Genomic DNA, 22,207 nt, shown 5'->3' with positions numbered 1-22,207 from the left:
TTCCATGGCTAAAACTGTAAACTCACTACGTTCGAACAGTACAGTTTTTTAACGCCATTCCATCTGAAAAAATCATTTAATTCTAATAGCTAGCTCATATAGCGTCTCCTGTATAACCAATTAATTTCAATAGTTTTCTTGAACATATCCTAAATAAAAATTTAACTAGTAAATATAAGCAGATTATATATGTGTGAATTCATATATAATCTGCTTTTTTTTGAGCAAAAAATAATATTTTGATTGAAATGAGCAAATATCCTTGAATGTGTAAATGATATCATTTAAAATAAAGGTAAATAATCAAAAATAAGCAAAAGCAATCATAAATGACTATATGGATTGTTTGATTCTAATTGCTAGATCATATAGCATCTCTTTCATAACTACTTAATTTCAGCAATGTTCTTAAATATATATTATAGAATGATACATCTATTGGCATGGTATTTGCTTAGTTATTAAGTATAGGGTTCTTGTATAAAAAACCTTCATACACGTCATTTAAGGGGAGTTAAGGCATTTTTATAAAGGAACTCTTTAGTTAGAAAGCCTATAAGGGGGGACAAGATGAAGAAAATAGATAAGATTTATTGTTACCTAGAAGAGCATACTAAAAAGCTTTCTAAGGAAAATATATTAGATGATGTTGGGTTTACTTCAGTACAGATTGCAGAAGAACTCAATATGCTAAGAAACAATGTGAGTAGAGAATTAAATGAACTATTGAGACTAGGTAAGATTATTAAGATAAAGGAAAGACCAGTTAGATTTATTCATAGAGGAATTGTGGAAGAAGTTTTGAACATCGATTCATCGGACTCTATCATAGAGGTAAGAAGTGTAAGAGAATTAATTTGTAGCAATACTGAAAAAGATCCATTTAAATTATTGATAGGATCGGAAAGAAGCTTGAAAAATCAAATAGAGCAAGCAAAGGCAGCAATATTATATCCACCGTCTGGATTAAATACACTGATTGTTGGACCTACTGGAGTAGGGAAAACTTTATTTGCTAAGATAATGTATAACTACGGCAAGTTTGTAGGGAAGTTTTCTGATAATTCTCCTTTTGTAGTGTTCAACTGTGCAGATTACTATAATAATTCTCAATTATTATTAGACCATATCTTCGGACATATAAAAGGAGCATACACTGGTGCAGATACTGAGAAGCAAGGGTTAGTGGAAAAAGCCAATGGAGGTATTTTGTTTCTAGATGAAATACATAGACTCCCTCCCGAAGGGCAGGAAATGATATTCTATTTTATGGACACCGGTGAATATGGAAAACTTGGTGAAACAGAAAGAAATAGAAAATCCAATGTACTGATTGTAAGTGCAACTACAGAAGAATCAGATTCGTATATGTTGAAAACCTTTATGAGAAGAATACCTATAACAATAAATATTCCTTCATTACAAGAGAGAGATAATGAAGAAAAAGTTCAAATAATAAAGTATTTACTTCTTAATGAAGCTCACAGAGTAAATAAGCCTATAAAGGCATCAGTTGAAGTTGTAAAAGCCTTAATTGGTAGTGCGACTTATGGAAATATAGGTCAACTAAAATCAAACATTCAGCTTACATGCGCAAAGGGGTTCTTAGATTGTATTAATGATGAAAAAGAGTATATTGAATTAGATTTCAAAACTCTTACTCCAAATATAAAGGATGGATTCTTTGAAATAGTAAGAGACAGGAGAGAATTTCAACATCTAGATACAATAGTAGATGCTCCTATTTTAATAAGTCCGGATGGATATAAGGGAGTAGTGGATAGTGGAGATTCCTATGAACCGCCTTTCAATCTATATAAACTTATTGAAGATAAGCTTTCCTTATTAAAGGAAGAGGGCGTAGACGATGATTATATAAATAAATTCATAACAACTGACGTAAATATTCATATAAAAAGCTTTTATAACAAATTTACTAAAAATAATGAAAGCAAAGATAGGATATTAAAGATTGTAGATAAAGATATATTAGACTTTGCAGAAGAAGTTAAATTTATAGCTGAAAAAGAATTGGGAAGAAAATATAGTGATAGATTTACTTATGCATTAAGTCTTCATATGAGCGCATTTTTCAAACGAATGAAAGAGAAAAAAGAGTATAGTAGAAAGAAATACAACACTGTAAGCATACATGATTTAGAATATGAAGTTGCTCTTAAAATAAAAGATTTAATAAGTGAAAAATTTAATTTATATGTGCCAGAAGTAGAAGTGACCTACATAGCGATTTTATTAAAATCAACAGAGGAAGAGAGCAAAGGTGATGTAGGAATTATAGTAGCAGCACATGGAAATTCCACTGCCAGCAGTATGGTGAACGTGGTAAAAGGATTACTTGGGAATTCTAATATAAGTGCAGTAGATATGCCACTTGATGTAAGTCCAAAGAAAATCTTAGAAGTAGTAATAGATAGGGTTAAAGAGATGGACAACGGAAGAGGGGTATTGCTGCTAGTGGATATGGGATCCTTAGTTAAATTTGATACAACAATAACAGAAAGAACAGGAATCCAGGTTAAAAGCATAGATATGGTATCAACTCCATTGATATTAGAAGCTGTAAGAAAATCAAGTATTTTAGATATGGACCTTATAGATATATATAATTCTTTAAAAGACTTCAAAGGTTATAATGACTATTCCAATGAGAAAATTTATGTAGAGGATAAGGTTATTGTAACTGTGTGCAGCTCAGGAAAAGGCACTGCTGAGAAACTTAAAGAAATAGTAGAAAAAGTAGTACTTAATCTGACTGGTGAAAATATGAAAATCATACCTATTGGTATAAGAGACTTAGATAAAAAGATTAAAGAATTGCAAAAACAATACACGATAGTAGCAGCCATAGGAGTAAAGAAGCCTAAGGAACAGGTACCGTTTATATCTTTAGAAAAACTAATAGATGGAAATGGAGAAAGTATGTTAAGGGAACTTTTAAATGGCAATAATCTCTCCGTAATTAATAACAGTAAGGATGTTGTTATAAGAGATATCTGTGAAAATAGTTTAGAAGAATTCTTGACTTATTTAAACCCAAAAAAGATAATCGGTACCTTAATGGAGTTTATAGGAAAGTTAGAAGAAAACTTAAATGTAGAGATAAATAATAATACTAAAATAAGTATTATCAGCCATGTTGCTATTGCATTAGAAAGAATGATAACCAACGAAGGCTTAAGGTATACAGATGACAAAGAATCTTTAGATCCAAATATAGTAGAAGCAGTGAACAACAGCTGCGAGATATTTAAAAGATATCTAAAGCTACAGCTCACTGAGGATGAAAAGTATTTTATTTGTCAGATGCTATTGTAGGATTTTTTTAATTACTGTGTTGAAATTAAGATGTCTCTCTTCCGATACTTTAATGAGTTTCGCAAAGAATTAATATGATTTTTGTAAGTGAAATAGCTAAAACTGTATAACTCACTACGTTCGGACAATACAGTTTTTTAACGCTACTTCATTTCCAAAAATCATTTAATTCTAATAGCTTACTCATATAGTATCTCCATAGAAACATCTTAATTTCAAAGAGTATAATAATTTAAAATAGCTAGATCTTTAGAACCTGCTAGACATGAACTTAATAAGCTCTGTCTAGCAGTTTTTTTTATTTTTCAATTAACATTAATAGCTATTAATACATATAAAACCTGCTGACAAAGATATGACTTATGAGCTTAAAATCACATTTTTGTGTAAGAAATCTAGAAATACAAGATGAAATCAGTGCAAAAAAATCAAATGTATCAAAAAGTGAGCACAAATAATCAAGTTGTATCAAATGATATTTACTTTGTATCAAAAATATAGAGTAAATATCATTTTTATAGGGAGGGTATCAAAAACAAAAATATCTTGTGCATAAAAAAATATCTAAAACTAATTTTAGTTGATTAGCTATAGCTAAAAAGCCGCATGTATGTGCATTTTAACTTATGTTTTATTTGAATACATATAAAAAAATCCTTATACAAAACTTTGGCATGACAATTGCTATTAATATATGCGTGAAGATAAAGCCGGGGGTGAATGTAATGGTAGCAGTAATAGTTGGTACACACGGAGAGTTTTCTAGAGAGATAGTTAATTCTTCTGAAATGATATTTGGTAAGCAGGATAATTTGAAATACATAACCTTTAATCCAGGGGAAGGTTCAGAAGATCTTGTGGCAAAGTATGAAAAATCTATTGAAGAATTAGATTGCGAAGATGGACTTTTAGTAATGGTAGATCTTTTTGGAGGAAGTCCTTACAATGCAGCAAGCAGAGTTGTAGTAAATAAAGATAAAGCAGATATAGTTACGGGTGTGAACCTACCTATGCTTTTAGAGGTTTTTGCTCTTAGAGATTCTATGAGTGTTGAAGAACTAGTTAAGATTGCTGAAGAAGCAGGAAATACAGGAATAAAATCATTCAAATCAAATTTTTGTGATGTAGTGGAGGAATTATAATATGAATATCAATTTTGTAAGAATAGACGACAGATTAATACACGGACAAGTGGCAACAGTATGGGTAAAGGAATCAAAGTGCAATAAGATTATAGCTTGTAGCGATGAAGTTGCAAAGGATGTACTGAGAAAAACATTATTGCTGCAAGTAGCACCAGCAGATGTAAAAGCATATGTTTTGCCTATTGATAAGGCAATTGAAGCATATAAAAATCCAAAATACAACGATTTTAAGACAATGTTTTTATTTACCAATCCAACGGATGTTTTAAGAATGATTGAAGGAGGTGTTGATATCAAGTCTGTAAACGTTGGAGGAATGTGTTATAAGGAGGGGAAAACTCAAGTTACAGGTGCAGTATCTGTGGATAAAAAAGATGTGGATGCTTTTAAGAAATTACATGAAAAAGGAATCGAGCTTGAAGTAAGACAATTAGCAAGCAATCCTAAGGTAGACTTAATTAGTAAATTAAAAGCAAATGGATTATTTGAGTAAAATTTAGGGGGAAATAAAAATGAATAGTGTTCAAATTATATTAGTTGTACTAGTTGCGGCTATTTGTGGTATGGGAAGTGTTCTTGATGAAGGACAAACACATAGACCGTTAATTGCATGTACTTTAATTGGTTTAGTTTTAGGGGATTTAAAAACTGGAATTATATTAGGTGGTACTCTTGAAATGATGGCACTTGGATGGATGAACGTTGGAGCAGCAATGGCTCCAGATGCAGCTTTAGCTAGCGTTATTGCATCAATACTAGTAATCGTAGGAAAACAATCAATTGGAGCTGGTATAGCAGTAGCAATTCCAATAGCTGCTGCAGGTCAAGTTCTTACTATATTTGTTAGAACAATCACAGTATTCTTCCAACATGCTGCAGATAAATATGCAGATGATGCTAACTTTAGAGGAATTGAATTGTGTCACTTCGTAGCATTATTATTACAAGGTGTTCGTGTAGCTATACCAGCAGCTTTAGTTGCTGCAGTAGCTGGAACTAGTATTGTAAACAGCATGCTTGCAGCAATTCCAGAGGTTGTAACAAGAGGTCTACAAATTTCTGGTGGCTTCATAGTTGTAGTTGGTTACGCAATGGTAATAAATATGATGGAAGCAAAATACTTAATGCCTTTCTTCTTATTAGGTTTTGTAATAGCAGCATTCTTAGGAATCAACTTAGTAGGTTTCGGTATAATGGGTACAGTTTTTGCTATAATCTATATCCAATTAGATCCAAAATTCAATCAAAAACCACAATTGGTTGATGAACTAGACGAGCTATAGGAGGAAGAATAAATGGAAAAGAAATTAAGTAAAAAAGACATTACAAGCATGTTTGTACGTTCATGGTTCTTGCTTGGATCCTTCAACTTTGAAAGAATGCAATCGGTAGGATTCTGCGTAACTATGATTCCGGCTATAAAGAAATTATATGACAAAAAGGAAGATCAAAGAGCAGCTTTAAAGAGACACTTAGAATTCTTTAATACTCAACCCTTTATATCTGCACCTATAATGGGAGTAACTGCTGCAATGGAAGAACAAAAAGCTAATGGAGCTCCTATTGATGATGCGTCAATCAGTGGTGTTAAGGTTGGACTTATGGGACCACTAGCTGGAGTTGGAGACCCAGTATTCTGGGGAACATTAAGACCAGTTACAGCTGCACTTGGAGCATCAATAGCTTTAAGCGGAAGTATACTTGGACCTTTATTATTCTTTGTAATCTTCAATGCACTAAGACTTGCAACAAAGTGGTACGGATTAAAATACGGATATCAAAAGGGAACAGAAATAGTTGCAGATATGGCTGGTAACAGATTGAAGAAATTAACAGTTGGAGCTTCAATCCTTGGTCTATTCGTAATGGGAGCTCTTGTTTCTAAATGGACTAGCATAAATGTTCCATTAGTACTTTCTCAATATCAAGGTCAAGACGGAAAGATGGTAACAACAACAGTTCAAGGTATATTAGATCAATTATTACCAGGCATGCTTCCACTATTATTAACTTTTGGATGCATGAAGTTATTAAAGAAGAAAGTAAATCCAATGCTTATAATATTCGGATTATTTGCAGTAGGAATCATTGGATATGCTTTAGGAGTATTGAAGTAAAGGTTTAATTAGTTAAATTATAGTACAGTTTTATTATAGATTTTATAGGCTGTGCGATAATTAAAGATGTACAACTTCAAACTAAAAATATAAGCTCTAAAATGAAGTGGTATATCAATATAATATTCTCCATCAGAAACCCCACAGTTTCGCAATTATTTATTAACTAATATCTAAGAAAGAAGCTTTTTAGGGAAAAGATGAAAATATTTTCTTAGGTGTGCAATTAAAAGGTCAAGTTTTCTACAGCGACTTAGAAAACTTGGCTTTTTTGCTTTTTGCATGTTTGAGTAATGGGTTGAAATTAAACAGAGTTTTATTTTAATCATTAGGAAATTATAATATTCATTGATTTGTATTTTGTAACTTGAAGGATAGGTATATAATTACAGTATGTGGAAGGTTATACTGAAAAATGCAATAAAATAATACAAACAGTAAAATCTAAATGATTACAACAATTTTCTTAAACATAGCCTAAATTATATGTGTATAAAGCGGGGGAGAAAATGGAATTACAAAAAATTATGCAAATGCCAGAAGTAAAAATAGCACTAGATCATGTGTTTACAGGTTTTATGAATTATGAAAAGAAAACTAAACTAAAGCGATTTAAACATCTAAATAAATGTTCAAAAAAAGGACAAATTCTATTTGCAGGATCTTCATTAATGGAACAATTTCCAATCAATGAATTGCAACAGACCTTGGATAAAAACTATGTTATTTACAATAGAGGGGTTAGCGGCTATGTGACAACTGAATTGTTGGATTCTATGGAAGAGTGCATTTTTGAATTGGAACCGGCAAAGATATTTATAAATATAGGTACAAATGATATAAGTGCAGAAGATTATACAAAAGAAAAACTGATTACTAATTATGATAGAATATTAACTTTAATAAAGGAAAGATTACCTCAATGTAAGGTATACGTAATGGCTTACTATCCTGTAAATCCTGTGGCTAATTTTCCAGGAGTAGATAAAGAACAAAAAGAAATGATGTTTAAATATAGAACAAATGGAGCCATATTAGAAGCAAATGAGGCAGTAGAAGCTTTAGCTAAAAAACATAACTATGAATTTATTAATGTGAATGAAGGCCTAACAGATGCAGAAGGAAATCTTAAAGAAGAGTTTGCTATAGAAGGTCTTCATATGTGGCCTAATGCGTATGAGGTTATTCTTCAAAATATGAAACAGTATTTGTAAAAGGAGCTTGGTGCATCCATAAGAGTACGGTTTTATTATGAATTATAAAAAAGGATGTTCGGATAATTAATATCTGTAGCATCCTTTTTTCTATATTTTTAAAAAGGAACATGAGTAAAAATTATAGCTAAGTAAAATAATGATAGATATTAAATATACCTATAGATAGACGACAGTGTCTTCTAGTTTTGATAAAATAGTTAGAGGTAAAACTTATAAATTTATATGGTCTTTAAGGAAGTGAACTAGCTTGAACTTTATTAATAAAATATTTACTTTGTGGAGATATCGTATTATTGGAGTCATTGCGCTAATACTTTTTTCTCGCAAGGAATTAGAGCATTATGGCTTAATACCTGAGGCTGTTTTATTTTTGATATTATTAATGATTATCTTCTTGATATTAGCTAAAGATACATGGTGGAACAATACAAAGTACATATTAGTCTGGTCAGTAATCATAGTATCAGCATTGGGACTAAGGTATGGATACGGTATACAGGCTTCAAGATTATTATGGCCAATGGTATGGATACTTGGCACCTTAAGGAAAAAATATGACAAACTATCAATAATACTTGCAGTAGGTATAATCGGAATAATAATTTTAATTACTTATCCTTCAGGGGATATTTACAATACATTCTTAGCTTTGTTAGGAATTTTTTTAGGTATACGTAGTATTAGAATTCGTCGAGAAGCCTATCAAACAAGTAATCTTCATTTGCAGGAATTAAATGAAGCACACAGAGAACTACAACAAGCCCATATGGAGCTTCAAGAGGCATCGGTACACTCAATGAGATATGCAGCCCTTGAGGAAAGAGCAAGGCTTGCCCGGGAAATTCATGATGGTATTGGACATCAACTTACATCACTTATTGTTCAATTGCAGGCACTAGAGATTATGATGAAAAGTGATCCAGAGAAAGCAGGTGAATTAGTAGCTAAATTGTTGCAGATATCAAAAAGAACAATGGCTGAAGTACGACTTGCAGTTAAAGAATGGTCAGATGATGAAATGGGATTGGGCCTTGTAGCGTTAAAGGGATTGGTTTCTCAGACACAGGCCCGTTCATCGATTAAGTTTGATTTTTATCAGGATTCTGAAGTTTCCGAATGGCCAGTAGAGACTAGTATAGTTCTGTACAGGATCCTTCAAGAGTCAATAACAAACATTTTACGGCATTCAAATGCAGAATCCGTTGAAGTACGTATAAAAGAAACAGGTGATAAGATTGTCTTATCAGTATCTGATGATGGTCAGCATAAAGGAGACATTCCACTAACTTATGGTTTCGGAATGAAAGGAATAATTGAAAGGTGTGAAGCACTTGGGGGATTTTGCAATATTACTCCAGAGAAACCACATGGTCTTAGAATAGAGGCAACTCTTCCAAGCGAATTAAAATTAAGGGAAGAGTAAGGTTATTTTATGAACAATTTCATTACTTTAATGGAGGAAATAATAGATGAATGAGGTCAAAAAAATAAGGGTAGTGCTTGCTGATGATCAGCCTATAATTGTACAGGGATTACGGTATATTATCGATTCTCAGGCGGATATGGAAGTGGTAGGTGAAGCAGTTGATGGTGAATCAGCTGTTAATACAGTGATAAATTTAAAGCCTGATGTTGTGCTTATGGATATACAAATGCCGAGTTTTACAGGTATAGAAGCTACTAGTACCATTTTGAAATCATTACCAGATGTAAAGGTGGTGCTGCTTACTACTTTTGATGTACAGGAATATGTGTTTAATGGCATCCGTGCTGGAGCTGTAGGATATCTGCTTAAGGATACGGATACAAAGGAACTTGTGGATGGAATCCGATGGGTTCATCAAGGTCAGGCTATATATCGTACGGCTACAGCTAGTAGAGCTTTGGCTAAAGCAATATCAGATCAAAATGAAATAGAAACAGAGTCTGTTAAACATTTGGAGCTTACTGAACCTTTGACTGACCGTGAAATTGATGTACTGCAACAAATGGCATATGGACGCCGTAATTCAGAGATTTCAGATATTCTTCATATATCTCAGGGGACAGTAAAGACTCATGTACATCGAATTATTCAAAAGCTTGGGGTTGAAGAACGGACTCAAGCTGTAGTATTTGCCATACGTCAAGGAATCGTAAAATAAAAATTAGATATATACTGAATTCCCAAAAGGTTGCTGATAAGTAAATTTATTAGCAACCTTTTGTCATTGAAAAGTTTTATAAACTCTGAGAAGTATATCTACAGATAGAGGCTTCTAATTCTAAAAATCATCCTTTGGATAGACGAAACTTTCTTATACTATCAATATAATTATTTATAGATTAGTTCTTAAAAGCTTAAATGGAGGAGAATAAAACATGAGTGGTAATCAATTAACAACAATAGTAATAGTTATAGCGTTAAGTATTTATATAATAAGTCAGCAATTAGGAGAGCGTAAGGTCAGAAAATTAACCTTTATTTTGATTCCGTTATTTGCAATTTATGAAACTTATAATTTTATGCCAAAATCAATTATCCCATCAAATCAGTTGGTTCAAGTTATGCTAACAGTTCTAGTAGGATTTATAGCAGGGGTTATACAATCTAAATATACGAAAATTTATTATAAAGAAAATAAGTTGTATATGCGTGGAGGAAAAGAGGCACTTATAGCATGGATTTCATTGGTATTATTTAGGTTTCTTATAAGAACAATTTTTAATGGAATTAATACTAATACATCCTTCCAAGCTTCCGAATGGATTCTGTATGCTGGTATAGCTGCTAGCTTTGGTTTTAGAAGTATATTTTTATATTTAAAACATCCTCAGATTGGTGAGTTTTTTTCTAAGGGAGGAAGAACAGAATAGACTAGATCATTATATAATAAAGCTCTAAATCTCTTATTTTAGCTCTAAATATTAAAAATACTGCATTTTAAGCATAATTGTATATATTAAGCAAAGTCTATAATATACAAATGCTTTTATATGGAGGGATAGCCTTGAAAAAATATTATATGCTAGTAGTTATCATGTTTGTTTTTTTTAATATGGCATTTCAAGGTAAGGTAGTACAAGGGCAAGAGAGTAGGAGTATACTACAAAGTGAAAAAGTTTATTTTGAGGATACAGCTTTAGAAGCAGGGATAAGAGAAAAATTAAGTAAACCAAAAGGCGATATAACTAAAGATGATGTAAAGAATATAGAGGAATTAACTTTAACTAATAAGAATATATCATCGTTAGAAGGAATCCAGTATTTAATTAATCTAAAGAAATTAGACTTAATGTTTAATAAGATTAGTGATATAAGTCAATTAAGTTCCTTAACAAATTTAGTGAGTCTAAATTTAGGATACAACACACTTAAGGATATCAGTCCAGTAGGTAATTTAGTAGGTATAGAAGAATTAAGACTTCAGTATGATGGCATAAAAGATATTACCTCGTTAGAAAAGCTTAATAAGCTTAAGGTATTAGATTTATCTTTTAATAAATTAAAAAATTTAGAACCTCTTAGAAGTTTGATAAGCTTGAATGATTTAGATTTGTATGGTAATGAAATTGAAGATATAGAGCCATTAAACTCATTAGTGAATTTGACTTCACTAACCTTAGGTGAAAATCAAATAACTGATATAAAGCCTTTGAAAAACTTAAAAGCTTTAAAGACACTACAATTAAGTGGAAATAAAATTGCAGATATTAGTTCGTTAAGTAATTTGGTAGAACTCACTGACTTATATTTAAATGGAAATCAAATTGAAAATATTACTCCCTTAAAAAATATAAATAAGCTAGTACGTTTATTTTTATCAGAAAATAAAATAACCGATATTAGTGCATTGGGTAAACTTGAGAATTTGAAAACCTTGAATTTAGATAGCAATAAGATTAAGAATATTAAAGGAATAGGAACTGCAAAAAGTTTGGAAAAACTAAGATTGGCATATAATGAAGTAACTTCTTTAGAGGAATTAAGCTTACTTAAAAATTTGTCTATTTTAAATTTGAGCAATAACAAAATAAGTAGTGTAAGTCCATTAAGCTCATTAGCTAACTTGAAATTCTTAGATATTTCCTATAATCAAATAAGTGATATAAGCCCACTTAGAAGTATGCCTGAGTTAACATTAACTAATATAGAATTTAGCGGAAATCCTATATCTACTTACGTATTTAGTGATAAATATAGTCAAGAACTTGCTTTGAATACTCTCTCTCCATACATAGAGGAGGCAATAAAACAATATTATGGAGAATATAGACAGTATATGAATGCAGGAATTTTGAATGCCGAGAAGAAAGATGGAAAATATACCTTTAAAGTTAGAGTTGAAACCTTTGTGGGAGCGCATAATCCCCCATATGGTATAGAAACCTTGATTATTACAGATGATTATACTGGAATAAAAGTTCAAGATTTTAAACATGAGGATGAAAAGTGAATTTTTATGAAGCGCTATTGGAATTTCTAAGAAATAATTGTCTTTATTACAGATAAATATACATTAACCAAACATTACTACTCACAAATTTTATTTTCTAAAATAGAAGAATTTATTAATTTGTGAACTTTTTACCCTCAAAAAATAAATGCTTTACGTATTTATATTTGAGGATGTGATGGAAATGAAGGTAAATATTATAACTAATACTAGCAAATATAAAGAACAGAGAGAATCTAACAATAGAAAAGATAGATATGTTCAAGCAAGTAAACAAATTAAAGACAGTAGAGATAATAACAATATATCTTTTTACGAGATTCTTAAGAAAAAAATAAACTAAAGCATAAAAATATAATGTAATTGTAATTTATATAATGAAAATTTTTATAGTATTTTTCTCAAAATGGACTATATTACTTTGATAAAACCGATGATATAGTAGAAAAATAGGACACTAATTAATTTGATTAGGTGAAATAAATTAGATAGAAATAATAAGGCTGCTGAGAACTTTTCAGCAGCCTTATTTGTAGAACTTGAATTTTATAATATAAAATTTAAAAGGAGCTAGGATCTATAAATTACTATGTCATAACGATTTATAAATTTTATAGATTTATAAACGGACCATGACCACAGGCTATATATTTAATATCTAAAGCTAAAAGTGTATTTTTAATAAATTCTAGAGCCTCAGGTGATGGGATTTGCTGCAAGGTTATGTTGTTTATTTCGGTTTTAATATCAGAAGTAATTTCTACCTCTTTCATTGTATCCCAATGAATAAATAAGTCACTGCTAAATAGAAGCTTTCTTTTTGTATCTACCGCTAAGATGCCTTCCCATAAATGCATCTCTGATGGGTATTTAATAAACTTTAGTGATAAGCTTTCGGTTTCAAGAAATTCTTCAGGCTTTTTAACTAAAGTCTTAGCATTTAGGTTAAATCCTTTAAATTGCATATCTGTAGTGCTTGAACAGATAACTTCTGCTTCAGGAAAAGCTTCTGTTATTACATTTATACCTCCACATTCATCACTTTCAAAGTGAGATACAAAAATGTAGTCAAGTGAACCACCATCTAAAAGCTCCTTTAGCTTTGGAACTAGTGATTTAGCCATTATATAATTACCTGTGTGAACAAGTAAGGATTTTTTCCCTACAACTAAGTATTGATTGAAATTTATAGGTACATTAGGTATACCATGATTAATTTTATATACATTTTCTAAAACTTGAGTAACTTCCATCTTACAACCTCCTTGAAACTTCTTTATATAGAATTTACACTTTTCCTATAAGTCTATGCAAAATAGTACCTAGACTTATCTAGCTATCATAAGCATAAATTCTTTAGATAGTATAAATTTTAGTAATAATTATAGCATAATAAATATTGCTAGAAAATAAAATATAATTAGTATTATATAGCTCAATAATAGAGTAATATTAAAAAAGATTTATTTTCATAGGTATATGAAGATATATTCTGAATAATTGAAGTTCTCTCAGTATGAAATTCTAAAAAATATGATAAAATTACTTTAACAGTTTGATTTCACCAAGTTATATAGGGAGTTGGTTATAATGAATAAATTTATCATTAATTATATTTGGGGATTATTTTGGGGGTATTGGATACTCTCTGCCATGTATACTCGATCAAAGGTTAAAAAGTTATCAAGCGGGCAAAAAAGTACCCAAAGGATGCTTCATTTAAGCTTGGTTATAGTATCATTTGTAATTACATTATTTGGATTTAAAACTTTTATTTTTTGGAAAGAGATAATACCTCGTAATTTGATAGTTGAATATTTTGGAGTAATAATTTTAGTAATATCGCTTTCTTTTGCGATTTGGGCAAGGATAACCTTAGGCAGGAATTGGAGTGGGGCGATACAAAGGGTAGAAGGACAAAGATTGGTCAAAGATGGTCCGTATAGGCATGTTAGGAATCCAATTTATACAGGAATTGTTTGCGGCTTTTTCGGTACATTTATTGCCTTAGGAACTATCGCTTCATTAGTAGGATTTATTATTATGTTATCAACTTACATTGTTAAAATACGCAAGGAGCAGAGATATTTAATAGAAGAGTTTGGAGAAGAATATAATAAATATATTTCTGAAAGCTGGGCCTTGATTCCTTTTATATTCTAAACTATAGTTTTTATAGTGGATTATATTAATTTCACACATGCTAGTTAAATATAAGTAGCTAAGGGTATAATGTGATAAAGACATTGAGTAATACATGTTAGAAAAGGATTGGTTAAATGAATAATAGTATAAATGTAGTAGAATTAGCTAAAAAGTCAGGATTAAATTTAAGGATAGTTACTTCAGTGAAGAGCTTTGATACATATAATAGCTTCTTTAATATATATGATTCCTTTGATGAACCCTGCAGAAGGATAGTTGTATTAACTAAGTATGAGGATTTAGAGGAAGTCTATGATGAAAATCCTGATGAACCGATAGTTGTAGGCAAATGTATTAGTGGTAACTACTGGATTAAGGATTATCCGTTAACTACTAATCCTAATAAGATAGACTTAGAAGAAGTATTAGTTCAGCAAGAAGTGGTGGATAATGTATTAAAAGGGATAAAAGATTAAAATAAGAATAGTTTAATCAAGAGTTAATGAAGAAGCGGAAAACATTAATATATGATTTATGAAAACGAAAATAGTATAAAATATTTAGTTGATACTGAGTTTGTGGCACAATGAATTCAAAAGTTGCAATATGAAAGGAGTAATTTCATAATGTCACCTCAAAGAAAAAGATACACCTATGAAGAATTTTTGCAAATAACTAAGGATATAGATAGGGCAGAATTTATTGACGGTGAAATAATTATGCAAGCTACACCTACAGCTCAGCATCAAAGAATAGTGCTGAATATTGCGAGTGAGTTTAGAAACTTCTTCTAAGGAAAAGAATGTAAGCCTTATATAGCTACTTTTTATATTATTCTTGAAGATGGTCAAGAGGAAATAAAGAGAGTTCAACCAGATATAAGTATAATATGTGGATATAATCTAACATATGGAGAGCCTCAGATTTACTTTGAAAATGACCTTGTTAAATCGAATATTTTTGAGAATCTATAAATTGAGTTAAGAAGGATTTTTGAATAAGTTCTATTGAGATAATCTTTGTAGAGAAAAAGCCGCTAAAGAAAAATAACTTTAGCGGCTTTTTATACTATAATTTAACATTATCTAAGTTTTTTCTTCTATTATAATATCTGATTATAGAATAAGACTATCAAATTTGGTAAAATATTATTAACAGAGGAAGTGATAGAATGGATTTTAATTTTGATGATAAAATGATTCTAGATCCTAAGAACGATGTGGTATTTCAAAAAATATTTGGAAGTCCAGAAAATGAGTATATACTAATAAGTTTTTTAAATGCTTATTAGAGAGAACTGAAAAAGAGAAAATAAAGCATGTTGAATATGTTGACACTAAATTATCTGACATTGAAGCTGTAGACGATAAGATAGGAATTTTAGATGTAAGAGTAGTAACTGAAAAAGGTATTCACATTAATGTGGAGATACAGCTTATAAATAGATATAATATGATAAATAGAACACTTTTTTACTGGTCTAGATTGTATTCAAATCAGATAAAAAAGGGAGAAAATTATAAGAATTTAAATAAGACTATAACTATAAATATATTGAATTTTAATTATATTGATAGCAAAAAGTACCATACAACATATCATTTATGGGAAGATGAAGAAAAGACAAAACTTACAGATATATTAGAGATACATTTTATAGAATTACCAAAGTTTTTAGATGAGAATCCAGAACTTAATAATAGCTTAAATATGTGGCTTGCATTTTTAACTAAACCAGAAAAGGGGGTAAGTGAAATGGGAGAACCAGCAATAAGAAAAGCAATAACGGTGCTAGATATGCTAAGCAGAGATCCAGAAACAGTAAGACTCGCTGAACTTCGAATGAAGCAAATACTAGATGAAAAAAGTATGGTTGAAGGAGCAAGAGAAGAAGGGAAAATTGAAGGCATAGCTGAAGGGAGAGCTGTAGGAAAAGCTGAGGGAAAGGCTGAAGGGATGAAAGAGATTGCAAAGAATGCTCTTCGTAAAGGAGCAGATATTTCTTTTGTAGTTGAAATAACAGGATTGAAAGAAGAAGATGTAATAATATTAAAAGATGAGATAGATAAACATTAAAAGTTTTTATGGTGGTAGCTAATTATAATAATAGCTACCACTAAAATTTTATTTTTGAACTTAATAGTTAGAGACTAAATCCTCAAACCTTGTTTTATGAATGAACAAAAAGGCTGTAGAGTTTAATCTCTCTACAGCCTTTTTTACTGTCTTTAAGCGTTTGTATTCTCTAAGTTTTTTCTTCTATTATCTAAAGGATTTAAGTTGATATGATGAACCTTTTCACCTTCAGCAGGATTCATTATTAATTTGTCTAAATGAATTCTTCCTTCTGGAGTATTTGCAATAACTGAAATATCATTATGAACCTTATATAGTACCCAGCTATAGGCATCAGTTACAACAGCACCTAAGTCATCTCTAGATATAAGAGCCTTTGATATAACTTTTCCATACTTATCCTTTAATAGTATAGCAGCAGTATCTTCATCTACTATTTCGTATTCATTTTTAGTATTTCTTTCAACTATTTCAAGATTAGCTTTTGTGTTATCTAAAGTATCGCCATTTTTATGTTTTACTGGAGCCTTAGGATTAACATCTAGAACAACGCTTTGTAAGCTTTGCTTTAATGGCTTAGCTTGTTTGTTCTTTTTTGTTGAACTTATGTTTTCAACTATGTAATCATTAAAGTATTTATTCCATTCAGCAAACCATACACCACATTCTTTAACCTTATCTACATCAGAAGCATCTATTTTAGCTGAAAGCTTTTCGCCGTTCTTCTTCAATATTGAGATGGTAGCAATATCACCATTAATTTCGTATTCGTTATTAAAGTTTTTATAATTTGTATTTATAAGAAACACCTCTTTCATTTTCTTGGTACGACAACAAGTATAGCACTCCTTATTGCAAAATGATACTATTGCAATTCAAAAATACTCTATTATTTTTTATTATTCCCAACTATTATACAAATTTATCATTTTATACATGCTTTATATAAATAAACTACTTCATATTAGAATTTATCCAAATAAAGATTCGTAGAACCATCGAAATCTTTATTTGGAGTTTAAGGATTGAAGCAGTTTATCTGTATTTATTGTTTTGTAGAATTTAAAATTTTTATAATAAAGAATCTCTATAGTTAAAAACATATATTGATTCAACTTATGTTGATTGGAATCAAGTTGAAAAACTACAAAACAATAAATTAATAATAAACAACGAAGAAAAATTATACTATTTATTATTGAATACAAAGGTTAAATGATATATAATGATATTAAACAATAATAAATGATAAAAATAAAGATGAAATAATAAAACGTTAAGGATATTTTAAGGGAGGGTAAAATGCTTAGTGATAGAATTCAGTTTTTAAAAGATGAGCTTTTTAGAGAAAAGAGACAAGTTTCCTTGGAAAGAGCTAAGCTTTATACAGAAAGCTTCAAAGCTACTGAAGGACTACCGGTAGTTATTAGAAGAGCTAAAGCTTTAGCAAATATATTAAATAAGGTAGAAATTGAAATTAAAAAAGGTGAACTTATCGTTGGAGATAGAACTGTTAAACCAAGAGCAGGAGTAATATCCCCTGAAATGTCACCATATTGGATTTTAGAAGAGCTTGATGAATTCCCTACAAGAGCTCAAGATAAGTTTGAAATTAGTGAAGAAGATAAGGAATATTTCAAAAACGAACTTTACACATATTGGAAAGGCAAATCCTTAAAGGATTACTGTGAAGAAACTATTCCTCAAAATATAAAAGAAACTACAAAAACTAAGATAGTAGCACTGAACCAAACAGATAAAGGTCAAGGGCATATCATACCTGACTACGAAGTTGTTTTGGAAAAAGGCTTAGGATATATGATTAGACAGATAGAAGAAAAGGTGCAAAGTTATCCTGAAAATAATTTCTATAAAGCATCCTTTATAACCTTAAGTTCAACTAGTGATTATATATTACGTCATGCAGAACTTGCTGAAAATATGGCTAAGAGAGAACAAGATCTACAAAGAAAAAGAGAACTGAATGAGATAGCAAGAATATCAAAAAAAGTAGCCTATGAAAAACCAGATAACTTTTACGAAGCGATTCAATTATTTTGGTTTATAAGTGTAGTGTTCCAACATGAGTCAAATGCAAGCTCTATTTCTCCAGGAAGATTTGATCAATATATGTATCCATACTATAAAAAATCTTTAGAGGCTGGAGAAGATAAGGAATTCTTAAAAGAAATTCTTAGAGCTCTTTATATAAAATTTAATACAATAGTTGCACTAAGAAGTACTGAAAGTGCAAGGTATTTTGCAGGTTTCCCTATAGGATACACTATAGTTCTAGGTGGATTAGATGAAAAAGGTGTTGATGTAACTAATGAATTATCTCATCTTATGCTTGAGATAATGGGAGATATAAGATTACCTCAACCAAATTTAAGCATCCGTGTAGGAGAAAAATCTCCAAGAGATTTTTTGATGAAATCTGCAGAAGCTATAAGAATCGGTACTGGAATGCCGCAGGTATTTAATGATGAAGCTAACATATTAGCCTATGTAAATAGAGGAGTAAGTTTAAAGGATGCAAGAGACTATGCGGTGGTAGGATGTGTTGAGCTTTCTATTCCAAAGAAGACTTATGGACTTCATGATATAGCACTATTCAATCTTCTAAAGACTATGGAAGTTACTTTAAAGGAAAACAGAAAAGGCTTTGATTGTTTTGAGGATTTAATGACTGCAGTTAAGAAGAATATATCAAAATATGTTAAGGACATGGTGGAAGGTTCCAATATAGTTGACAAAGCTCATAGAGAATGTGCACCTACTCCATTTTTATCAAACTTCATATGTGGATGTTTAGAAAGCGGGAAAGACATAACTGAAGGTGGAGCTATCTACAACTTCTCAGGAGTTCAAGGAATTGGTGGCCCAAATTTAAGTGATTCCTTGTATACAATAAAGAAACTTGTATTTGAAGATAAGGAAATGACTTTAGATGAGCTTGTGACAATCCTTGAAAACAACTGGAAAAACAACGAGATACTAAGACAAAGAATTATAAATAGATATTCTAAGTATGGCAATGATGTTGATGAAGTAGACTTATTGGGTTCAGAAATACTTTCTTACTACTGTGAGGAGGTAGAAAAATATGAAAATATCAGAGGCGGTATGTTCCAACCTGGTTCCTACACAGTTTCTGCTCATATTCCTCTAGGTGAAGCAGTGGGAGCAACGCCAGATGGAAGAATGGCAAAAGAGCAGCTTGCAGATGGAGGTTTATCTCCAATGGTAGGAAGAGATAAAAATGGACCTACAGCAAGTCTTAAGAGTGTAAGTAAGCTTGACAATTACCTAACTTCAAATGGAAGTCTACTAAATGTTAAGTTCTCACCAGCAGTTTTAGAGGGAACAGAAGGTTTAAGAAAATTAGTAGCATATATTCAGGCTTTTAGCAGATTAAAAATACAACATGTTCAGTTTAATGTAGTATCAGCTGATACTTTAAAAGATGCACAAAAACATCCAGAGAAATATCAAAACTTAGTAGTTAGGGTAGCTGGCTATAGTGCAATCTTCGTAGAGCTTGATACTGGCATACAAAATGACATCATCAATAGAACAGAGCATGTATTATAGGAGTGGTTACTTTGGAAAAAGCCATAATTTTTAATATACAAAGGTATAGCTTGCATGATGGTGGAGGAATAAGAACTGTTGTATTCTTTAAAGGCTGTCCGCTTAAATGTCCTTGGTGCTCTAATCCAGAATCTCAGAAGTTTAAATTAGAGATAATGAGGAAACCTAATCTATGTATAAAGTGCAGCAGTGAAAGCTGTGCTAAATGTAATATGAGTCCAGACAAATGCCCAACTGGAGCTCTAGATTATATAGGTAAAGAATACACCGTAGAAGAAGTAGTTAATGAAGTTAAAAAGGATATAGTATTTTATGATACTTCTGAAGGTGGAGTTACTTTATCTGGTGGTGAAGTTTTAGCACAACCCAAATTTGTCTTAGCACTACTAAAAAGGTTAAAGGAATTCTCCATAAACACAGCAATAGAAACCTCAGGGCAAGGAGATACTGAAAAACTTTTAGAGCTAGCAAAATATTTAGATTTAATTCTTTTCGATCTTAAAATAATGGATAAAGAAAAAGCAAAGGATATATTAGGAGCAGACATAGAGCTTATAAGAAGCAATATGAAAGAGCTGGTTTTAAATAATCATGAGGTTATACCAAGAATACCTTTGATTCCTGGTTATACTATGGAGGATGATAATATATCTGAGATCATTGCTTTTGTTAAAGAGCTAGGTTTAAAAGAAATTCATATACTTCCTTTTCATCAATATGGAAGCAAGAAGTATGAGTATTTAGGTAAAGACTACAGCTTATTAGATATAAAGCCTCCATCAGAGGAAGAAGTAAATGCTATAAAGCTGAAAATGGAGCAAGAAGGACTTATGGTATTTATCGGTGGCAGATAGAGGCATAAAGTGTTATCTTCAAAATAATTAATATCCTATTGGAAAAATAAACTACTTCAAGAATTAAATTAAAACAGAGTTTTAGACGTTTTAAAATGGAAAATTTATAAATATACAAAAATATACCTATATAAAAATTTTAAATTATAAAATTAAAACTATTTATATATTTAAAAAGTTAAATAGTTTCTCATATAATCTGTGTTTATGAGAATTATATTGGGAGGCTGCTTGAATTTTAATGCTATAACAAAAAAATAAATTCGCACAAATATAAAAAGTATTCATATAGACCTAAAATATTAAGAGAGTAAACGGAGGAATTGAAATGAAGAAGATTTTATTAACTGGTGGAAATGGATTTTTTGGAACAAGACTTGCAGACTTTTATAGAGGAAAGTATGAAGTAATAGTAACTGATAAAGATGATTTAGATATAGTTAATGAAGAAGAAGTTGTAAATGCCTTTAAAGAAATTAAACCAGACTTTGTAATTCATGCAGCAGCTATTGCAGTTACTGATTTCTGCAACAAGCATCCAGAGCTTGCTTATAAGATCAATGTTCAAGGAGCTATAAATGTAGCTAAAGCTTGCAAGGAAGTTGGAGCTAAGATGGTATTCATAAGCTCAGAGCAAGTATTCAATGGAAATGATAACAGAGGACCTTTCAACGAAGAAAGTACTCCAGTACCTAACACAGTATATGGAGAGAATAAGCTTGAAGCAGAAAAACTTGTTAAAGATATATTAGATGAAGTGTGGGTATTAAGATTTACATGGCAATTTGGTCTTCCTCAAAGAGGCTTCAATATGGCATCAAATATCCTATGGGATACTATGACAGCTATAATGAAGGGTGAAAAAATAATAGCTCTAACAAATGAATTCAGAGGAATGACTTATGTTTATGAGCTTATAGAGCAATTTGATAAAATCTTTGAAATCCCTTACGATACTTACCATGTAGGAAGTGTAAATAATTTAAGCAGATACGAGGTTGTTAAGTTCATCATAAAGCAGTTAGGACTTGAGCATAGGACAGAGGAAATTCTTGAAGCTGATACAGAAAAGTACAGTGACAATCCAAGAGATGTAAGATTAGATACAAGCAAGCTTGCGAGATTTGGAATCAAGTTTGGTACTACTGAAGAAGGAATTGTTAGATGCTTAAATGAGTTTAAAATTAAGTTGTAGGATGCATTTTTAATGCTCTGAAATTTAGTTGTCACTACCTCCCATACTTTAATGAGCTTCGCAAAGAATTAATATAACTTTTTCAGCTTACA

At 30.8% G+C, this 22,207-nt stretch carries 19 protein-coding genes and 1 pseudogene; 18 read left to right on the top strand and 2 right to left on the bottom strand.

The window, feature by feature from the left end:
- The first annotated feature begins 570 nt into the window (after positions 1–570).
- The 11 genes from J3477_RS13360 to J3477_RS13310 all read left to right on the top strand — a co-directional run bounded on the left by J3477_RS13360 (position 571) and on the right by J3477_RS13310 (position 12,594).
- Positions 571–3,336 (top strand): sigma-54-dependent transcriptional regulator, encoded by a 2,766-nt coding sequence (locus J3477_RS13360; RefSeq protein WP_206870437.1) that lies wholly within the window; start codon positions 571–573, stop codon positions 3,334–3,336.
- A 725-nt stretch (positions 3,337–4,061) separates the two neighbouring features.
- The gene (locus J3477_RS13355; RefSeq protein ID WP_206870436.1) at positions 4,062–4,478 is read left to right on the top strand and encodes a PTS sugar transporter subunit IIA; all 417 of its coding nucleotides are present in this window, start codon (positions 4,062–4,064) and stop codon (positions 4,476–4,478) included.
- A 1-nt stretch (position 4,479) separates the two neighbouring features.
- Positions 4,480–4,974 (top strand): mannose/fructose/sorbose PTS transporter subunit IIB, encoded by a 495-nt coding sequence (locus tag J3477_RS13350; RefSeq protein WP_206870435.1) that lies wholly within the window; start codon positions 4,480–4,482, stop codon positions 4,972–4,974.
- A 19-nt stretch (positions 4,975–4,993) separates the two neighbouring features.
- Positions 4,994–5,764: a PTS mannose/fructose/sorbose transporter subunit IIC gene (locus tag J3477_RS13345; RefSeq protein WP_206870434.1), complete on the top strand. Its 771-nt coding sequence runs from the start codon at positions 4,994–4,996 to the stop codon at positions 5,762–5,764.
- A gap of 12 nt (positions 5,765–5,776) precedes the next feature.
- Positions 5,777–6,598, top strand: coding sequence for a PTS mannose transporter subunit IID (gene manZ, locus J3477_RS13340; RefSeq protein WP_206870433.1), 822 nt, complete (start codon positions 5,777–5,779; stop codon positions 6,596–6,598).
- 509 nt (positions 6,599–7,107) lie between these two features.
- The gene (locus tag J3477_RS13335) at positions 7,108–7,812 is read left to right on the top strand and encodes a GDSL-type esterase/lipase family protein (protein ID WP_228731276.1); all 705 of its coding nucleotides are present in this window, start codon (positions 7,108–7,110) and stop codon (positions 7,810–7,812) included.
- Between the two features lie 385 nt (positions 7,813–8,197).
- A complete protein-coding gene (locus tag J3477_RS13330; protein WP_206870432.1) occupies positions 8,198–9,238 on the top strand; it encodes a sensor histidine kinase in 1,041 nt (346 codons plus the stop codon).
- Between the two features lie 46 nt (positions 9,239–9,284).
- Positions 9,285–9,959 carry a response regulator transcription factor gene (locus J3477_RS13325; RefSeq protein ID WP_206870431.1) on the top strand — a complete coding sequence of 225 codons (675 nt, stop codon included), beginning with the start codon at positions 9,285–9,287 and terminating at the stop codon, positions 9,957–9,959.
- A 217-nt stretch (positions 9,960–10,176) separates the two neighbouring features.
- Positions 10,177–10,671 (top strand): CcdC protein domain-containing protein, encoded by a 495-nt coding sequence (locus J3477_RS13320; RefSeq protein ID WP_206870430.1) that lies wholly within the window; start codon positions 10,177–10,179, stop codon positions 10,669–10,671.
- A 134-nt stretch (positions 10,672–10,805) separates the two neighbouring features.
- On the top strand, positions 10,806–12,251 hold the full coding sequence (locus J3477_RS13315; protein ID WP_206870429.1) for a leucine-rich repeat domain-containing protein: 1,446 nt from the start codon (positions 10,806–10,808) through the stop codon (positions 12,249–12,251).
- A gap of 184 nt (positions 12,252–12,435) precedes the next feature.
- Positions 12,436–12,594, top strand: a complete 159-nt coding sequence (locus J3477_RS13310) for a hypothetical protein (RefSeq protein ID WP_206870428.1) — start codon at positions 12,436–12,438, stop codon at positions 12,592–12,594.
- Between the two features lie 268 nt (positions 12,595–12,862).
- Here the strand turns inward: J3477_RS13310 and J3477_RS13305 are convergent, their stop codons facing one another.
- A complete protein-coding gene (locus J3477_RS13305; protein WP_206870427.1) occupies positions 12,863–13,504 on the bottom strand; it encodes an oxygen-binding di-iron domain-containing protein in 642 nt (213 codons plus the stop codon).
- Between the two features lie 337 nt (positions 13,505–13,841).
- Between J3477_RS13305 and J3477_RS13300 the strand changes: the two genes are divergently transcribed.
- The 4 genes and pseudogenes from J3477_RS13300 (at position 13,842) to J3477_RS13285 (ending at position 16,472) form a co-directional block, all read left to right on the top strand.
- Entirely contained in the window at positions 13,842–14,414 is a 573-nt protein-coding gene (locus tag J3477_RS13300) for a methyltransferase family protein (RefSeq protein ID WP_228731275.1), read from the top strand.
- Between the two features lie 116 nt (positions 14,415–14,530).
- Positions 14,531–14,872 carry a hypothetical protein gene (locus J3477_RS13295; protein WP_206870426.1) on the top strand — a complete coding sequence of 114 codons (342 nt, stop codon included), beginning with the start codon at positions 14,531–14,533 and terminating at the stop codon, positions 14,870–14,872.
- Positions 14,873–15,022: 150 nt separating this feature from the next.
- Positions 15,023–15,190, top strand: a complete 168-nt coding sequence (locus J3477_RS13290) for a Uma2 family endonuclease (protein WP_206870425.1) — start codon at positions 15,023–15,025, stop codon at positions 15,188–15,190.
- Between the two features lie 377 nt (positions 15,191–15,567).
- A pseudogene (locus tag J3477_RS13285) lies at positions 15,568–16,472 on the top strand (Rpn family recombination-promoting nuclease/putative transposase).
- A gap of 152 nt (positions 16,473–16,624) precedes the next feature.
- Here the strand turns inward: J3477_RS13285 and J3477_RS13280 are convergent.
- Complete coding sequence (locus J3477_RS13280; protein WP_206870424.1) at positions 16,625–17,290, bottom strand: hypothetical protein; 666 nt, start codon at positions 17,288–17,290, stop codon at positions 16,625–16,627.
- Between the two features lie 484 nt (positions 17,291–17,774).
- Here J3477_RS13280 and J3477_RS13275 point away from each other — a divergent pair, with 484 nt between their 5' ends.
- The 3 genes from J3477_RS13275 to J3477_RS13265 all read left to right on the top strand — a co-directional run bounded on the left by J3477_RS13275 (position 17,775) and on the right by J3477_RS13265 (position 22,115).
- Positions 17,775–20,066 (top strand): formate C-acetyltransferase, encoded by a 2,292-nt coding sequence (locus J3477_RS13275; RefSeq protein ID WP_206870423.1) that lies wholly within the window; start codon positions 17,775–17,777, stop codon positions 20,064–20,066.
- 11 nt (positions 20,067–20,077) lie between these two features.
- Positions 20,078–20,920, top strand: coding sequence for a [formate-C-acetyltransferase]-activating enzyme (locus J3477_RS13270; RefSeq protein ID WP_206870422.1), 843 nt, complete (start codon positions 20,078–20,080; stop codon positions 20,918–20,920).
- Positions 20,921–21,248: 328 nt separating this feature from the next.
- Positions 21,249–22,115: an SDR family oxidoreductase gene (locus J3477_RS13265; RefSeq protein WP_206870421.1), complete on the top strand. Its 867-nt coding sequence runs from the start codon at positions 21,249–21,251 to the stop codon at positions 22,113–22,115.
- Positions 22,116–22,207: the final 92 nt, after the last annotated feature.

The sequence above is a fragment of the Clostridium zeae genome, from assembly GCF_017312485.1.
Lineage (GTDB): Bacteria > Bacillota > Clostridia > Clostridiales > Clostridiaceae > Clostridium_AR > Clostridium_AR zeae.
Note: the sequence above shows the minus strand (reverse complement) of the source record. Positions and strands in the feature narration are given on the sequence as shown.

Excerpts from the sequence above, each read along its gene's own strand:
- J3477_RS13360 (WP_206870437.1), top strand. The coding sequence starts at position 571 with ATGAAGAAAATAGATAAGATTTATTGTTACCTAGAAGAGCATACTAAA.
- J3477_RS13355 (WP_206870436.1), top strand. The coding sequence starts at position 4,062 with ATGGTAGCAGTAATAGTTGGTACACACGGAGAGTTTTCTAGAGAGATA.
- J3477_RS13350 (WP_206870435.1), top strand. The coding sequence starts at position 4,480 with ATGAATATCAATTTTGTAAGAATAGACGACAGATTAATACACGGACAA.
- J3477_RS13345 (WP_206870434.1), top strand. The coding sequence starts at position 4,994 with ATGAATAGTGTTCAAATTATATTAGTTGTACTAGTTGCGGCTATTTGT.
- manZ (WP_206870433.1), top strand. The coding sequence starts at position 5,777 with ATGGAAAAGAAATTAAGTAAAAAAGACATTACAAGCATGTTTGTACGT.
- J3477_RS13335 (WP_228731276.1), top strand. The coding sequence starts at position 7,108 with ATGGAATTACAAAAAATTATGCAAATGCCAGAAGTAAAAATAGCACTA.
- J3477_RS13330 (WP_206870432.1), top strand. The coding sequence starts at position 8,198 with ATGATTATCTTCTTGATATTAGCTAAAGATACATGGTGGAACAATACA.
- J3477_RS13325 (WP_206870431.1), top strand. The coding sequence starts at position 9,285 with ATGAATGAGGTCAAAAAAATAAGGGTAGTGCTTGCTGATGATCAGCCT.
- J3477_RS13320 (WP_206870430.1), top strand. The coding sequence starts at position 10,177 with ATGAGTGGTAATCAATTAACAACAATAGTAATAGTTATAGCGTTAAGT.
- J3477_RS13310 (WP_206870428.1), top strand. The coding sequence starts at position 12,436 with ATGAAGGTAAATATTATAACTAATACTAGCAAATATAAAGAACAGAGA.
- J3477_RS13305 (WP_206870427.1), bottom strand. The coding sequence starts at position 13,504 with ATGGAAGTTACTCAAGTTTTAGAAAATGTATATAAAATTAATCATGGT.
- J3477_RS13300 (WP_228731275.1), top strand. The coding sequence starts at position 13,842 with ATGAATAAATTTATCATTAATTATATTTGGGGATTATTTTGGGGGTAT.
- J3477_RS13295 (WP_206870426.1), top strand. The coding sequence starts at position 14,531 with ATGAATAATAGTATAAATGTAGTAGAATTAGCTAAAAAGTCAGGATTA.
- J3477_RS13290 (WP_206870425.1), top strand. The coding sequence starts at position 15,023 with ATGTCACCTCAAAGAAAAAGATACACCTATGAAGAATTTTTGCAAATA.
- J3477_RS13280 (WP_206870424.1), bottom strand. The coding sequence starts at position 17,290 with ATGAAAGAGGTGTTTCTTATAAATACAAATTATAAAAACTTTAATAAC.
- J3477_RS13275 (WP_206870423.1), top strand. The coding sequence starts at position 17,775 with ATGCTTAGTGATAGAATTCAGTTTTTAAAAGATGAGCTTTTTAGAGAA.
- J3477_RS13265 (WP_206870421.1), top strand. The coding sequence starts at position 21,249 with ATGAAGAAGATTTTATTAACTGGTGGAAATGGATTTTTTGGAACAAGA.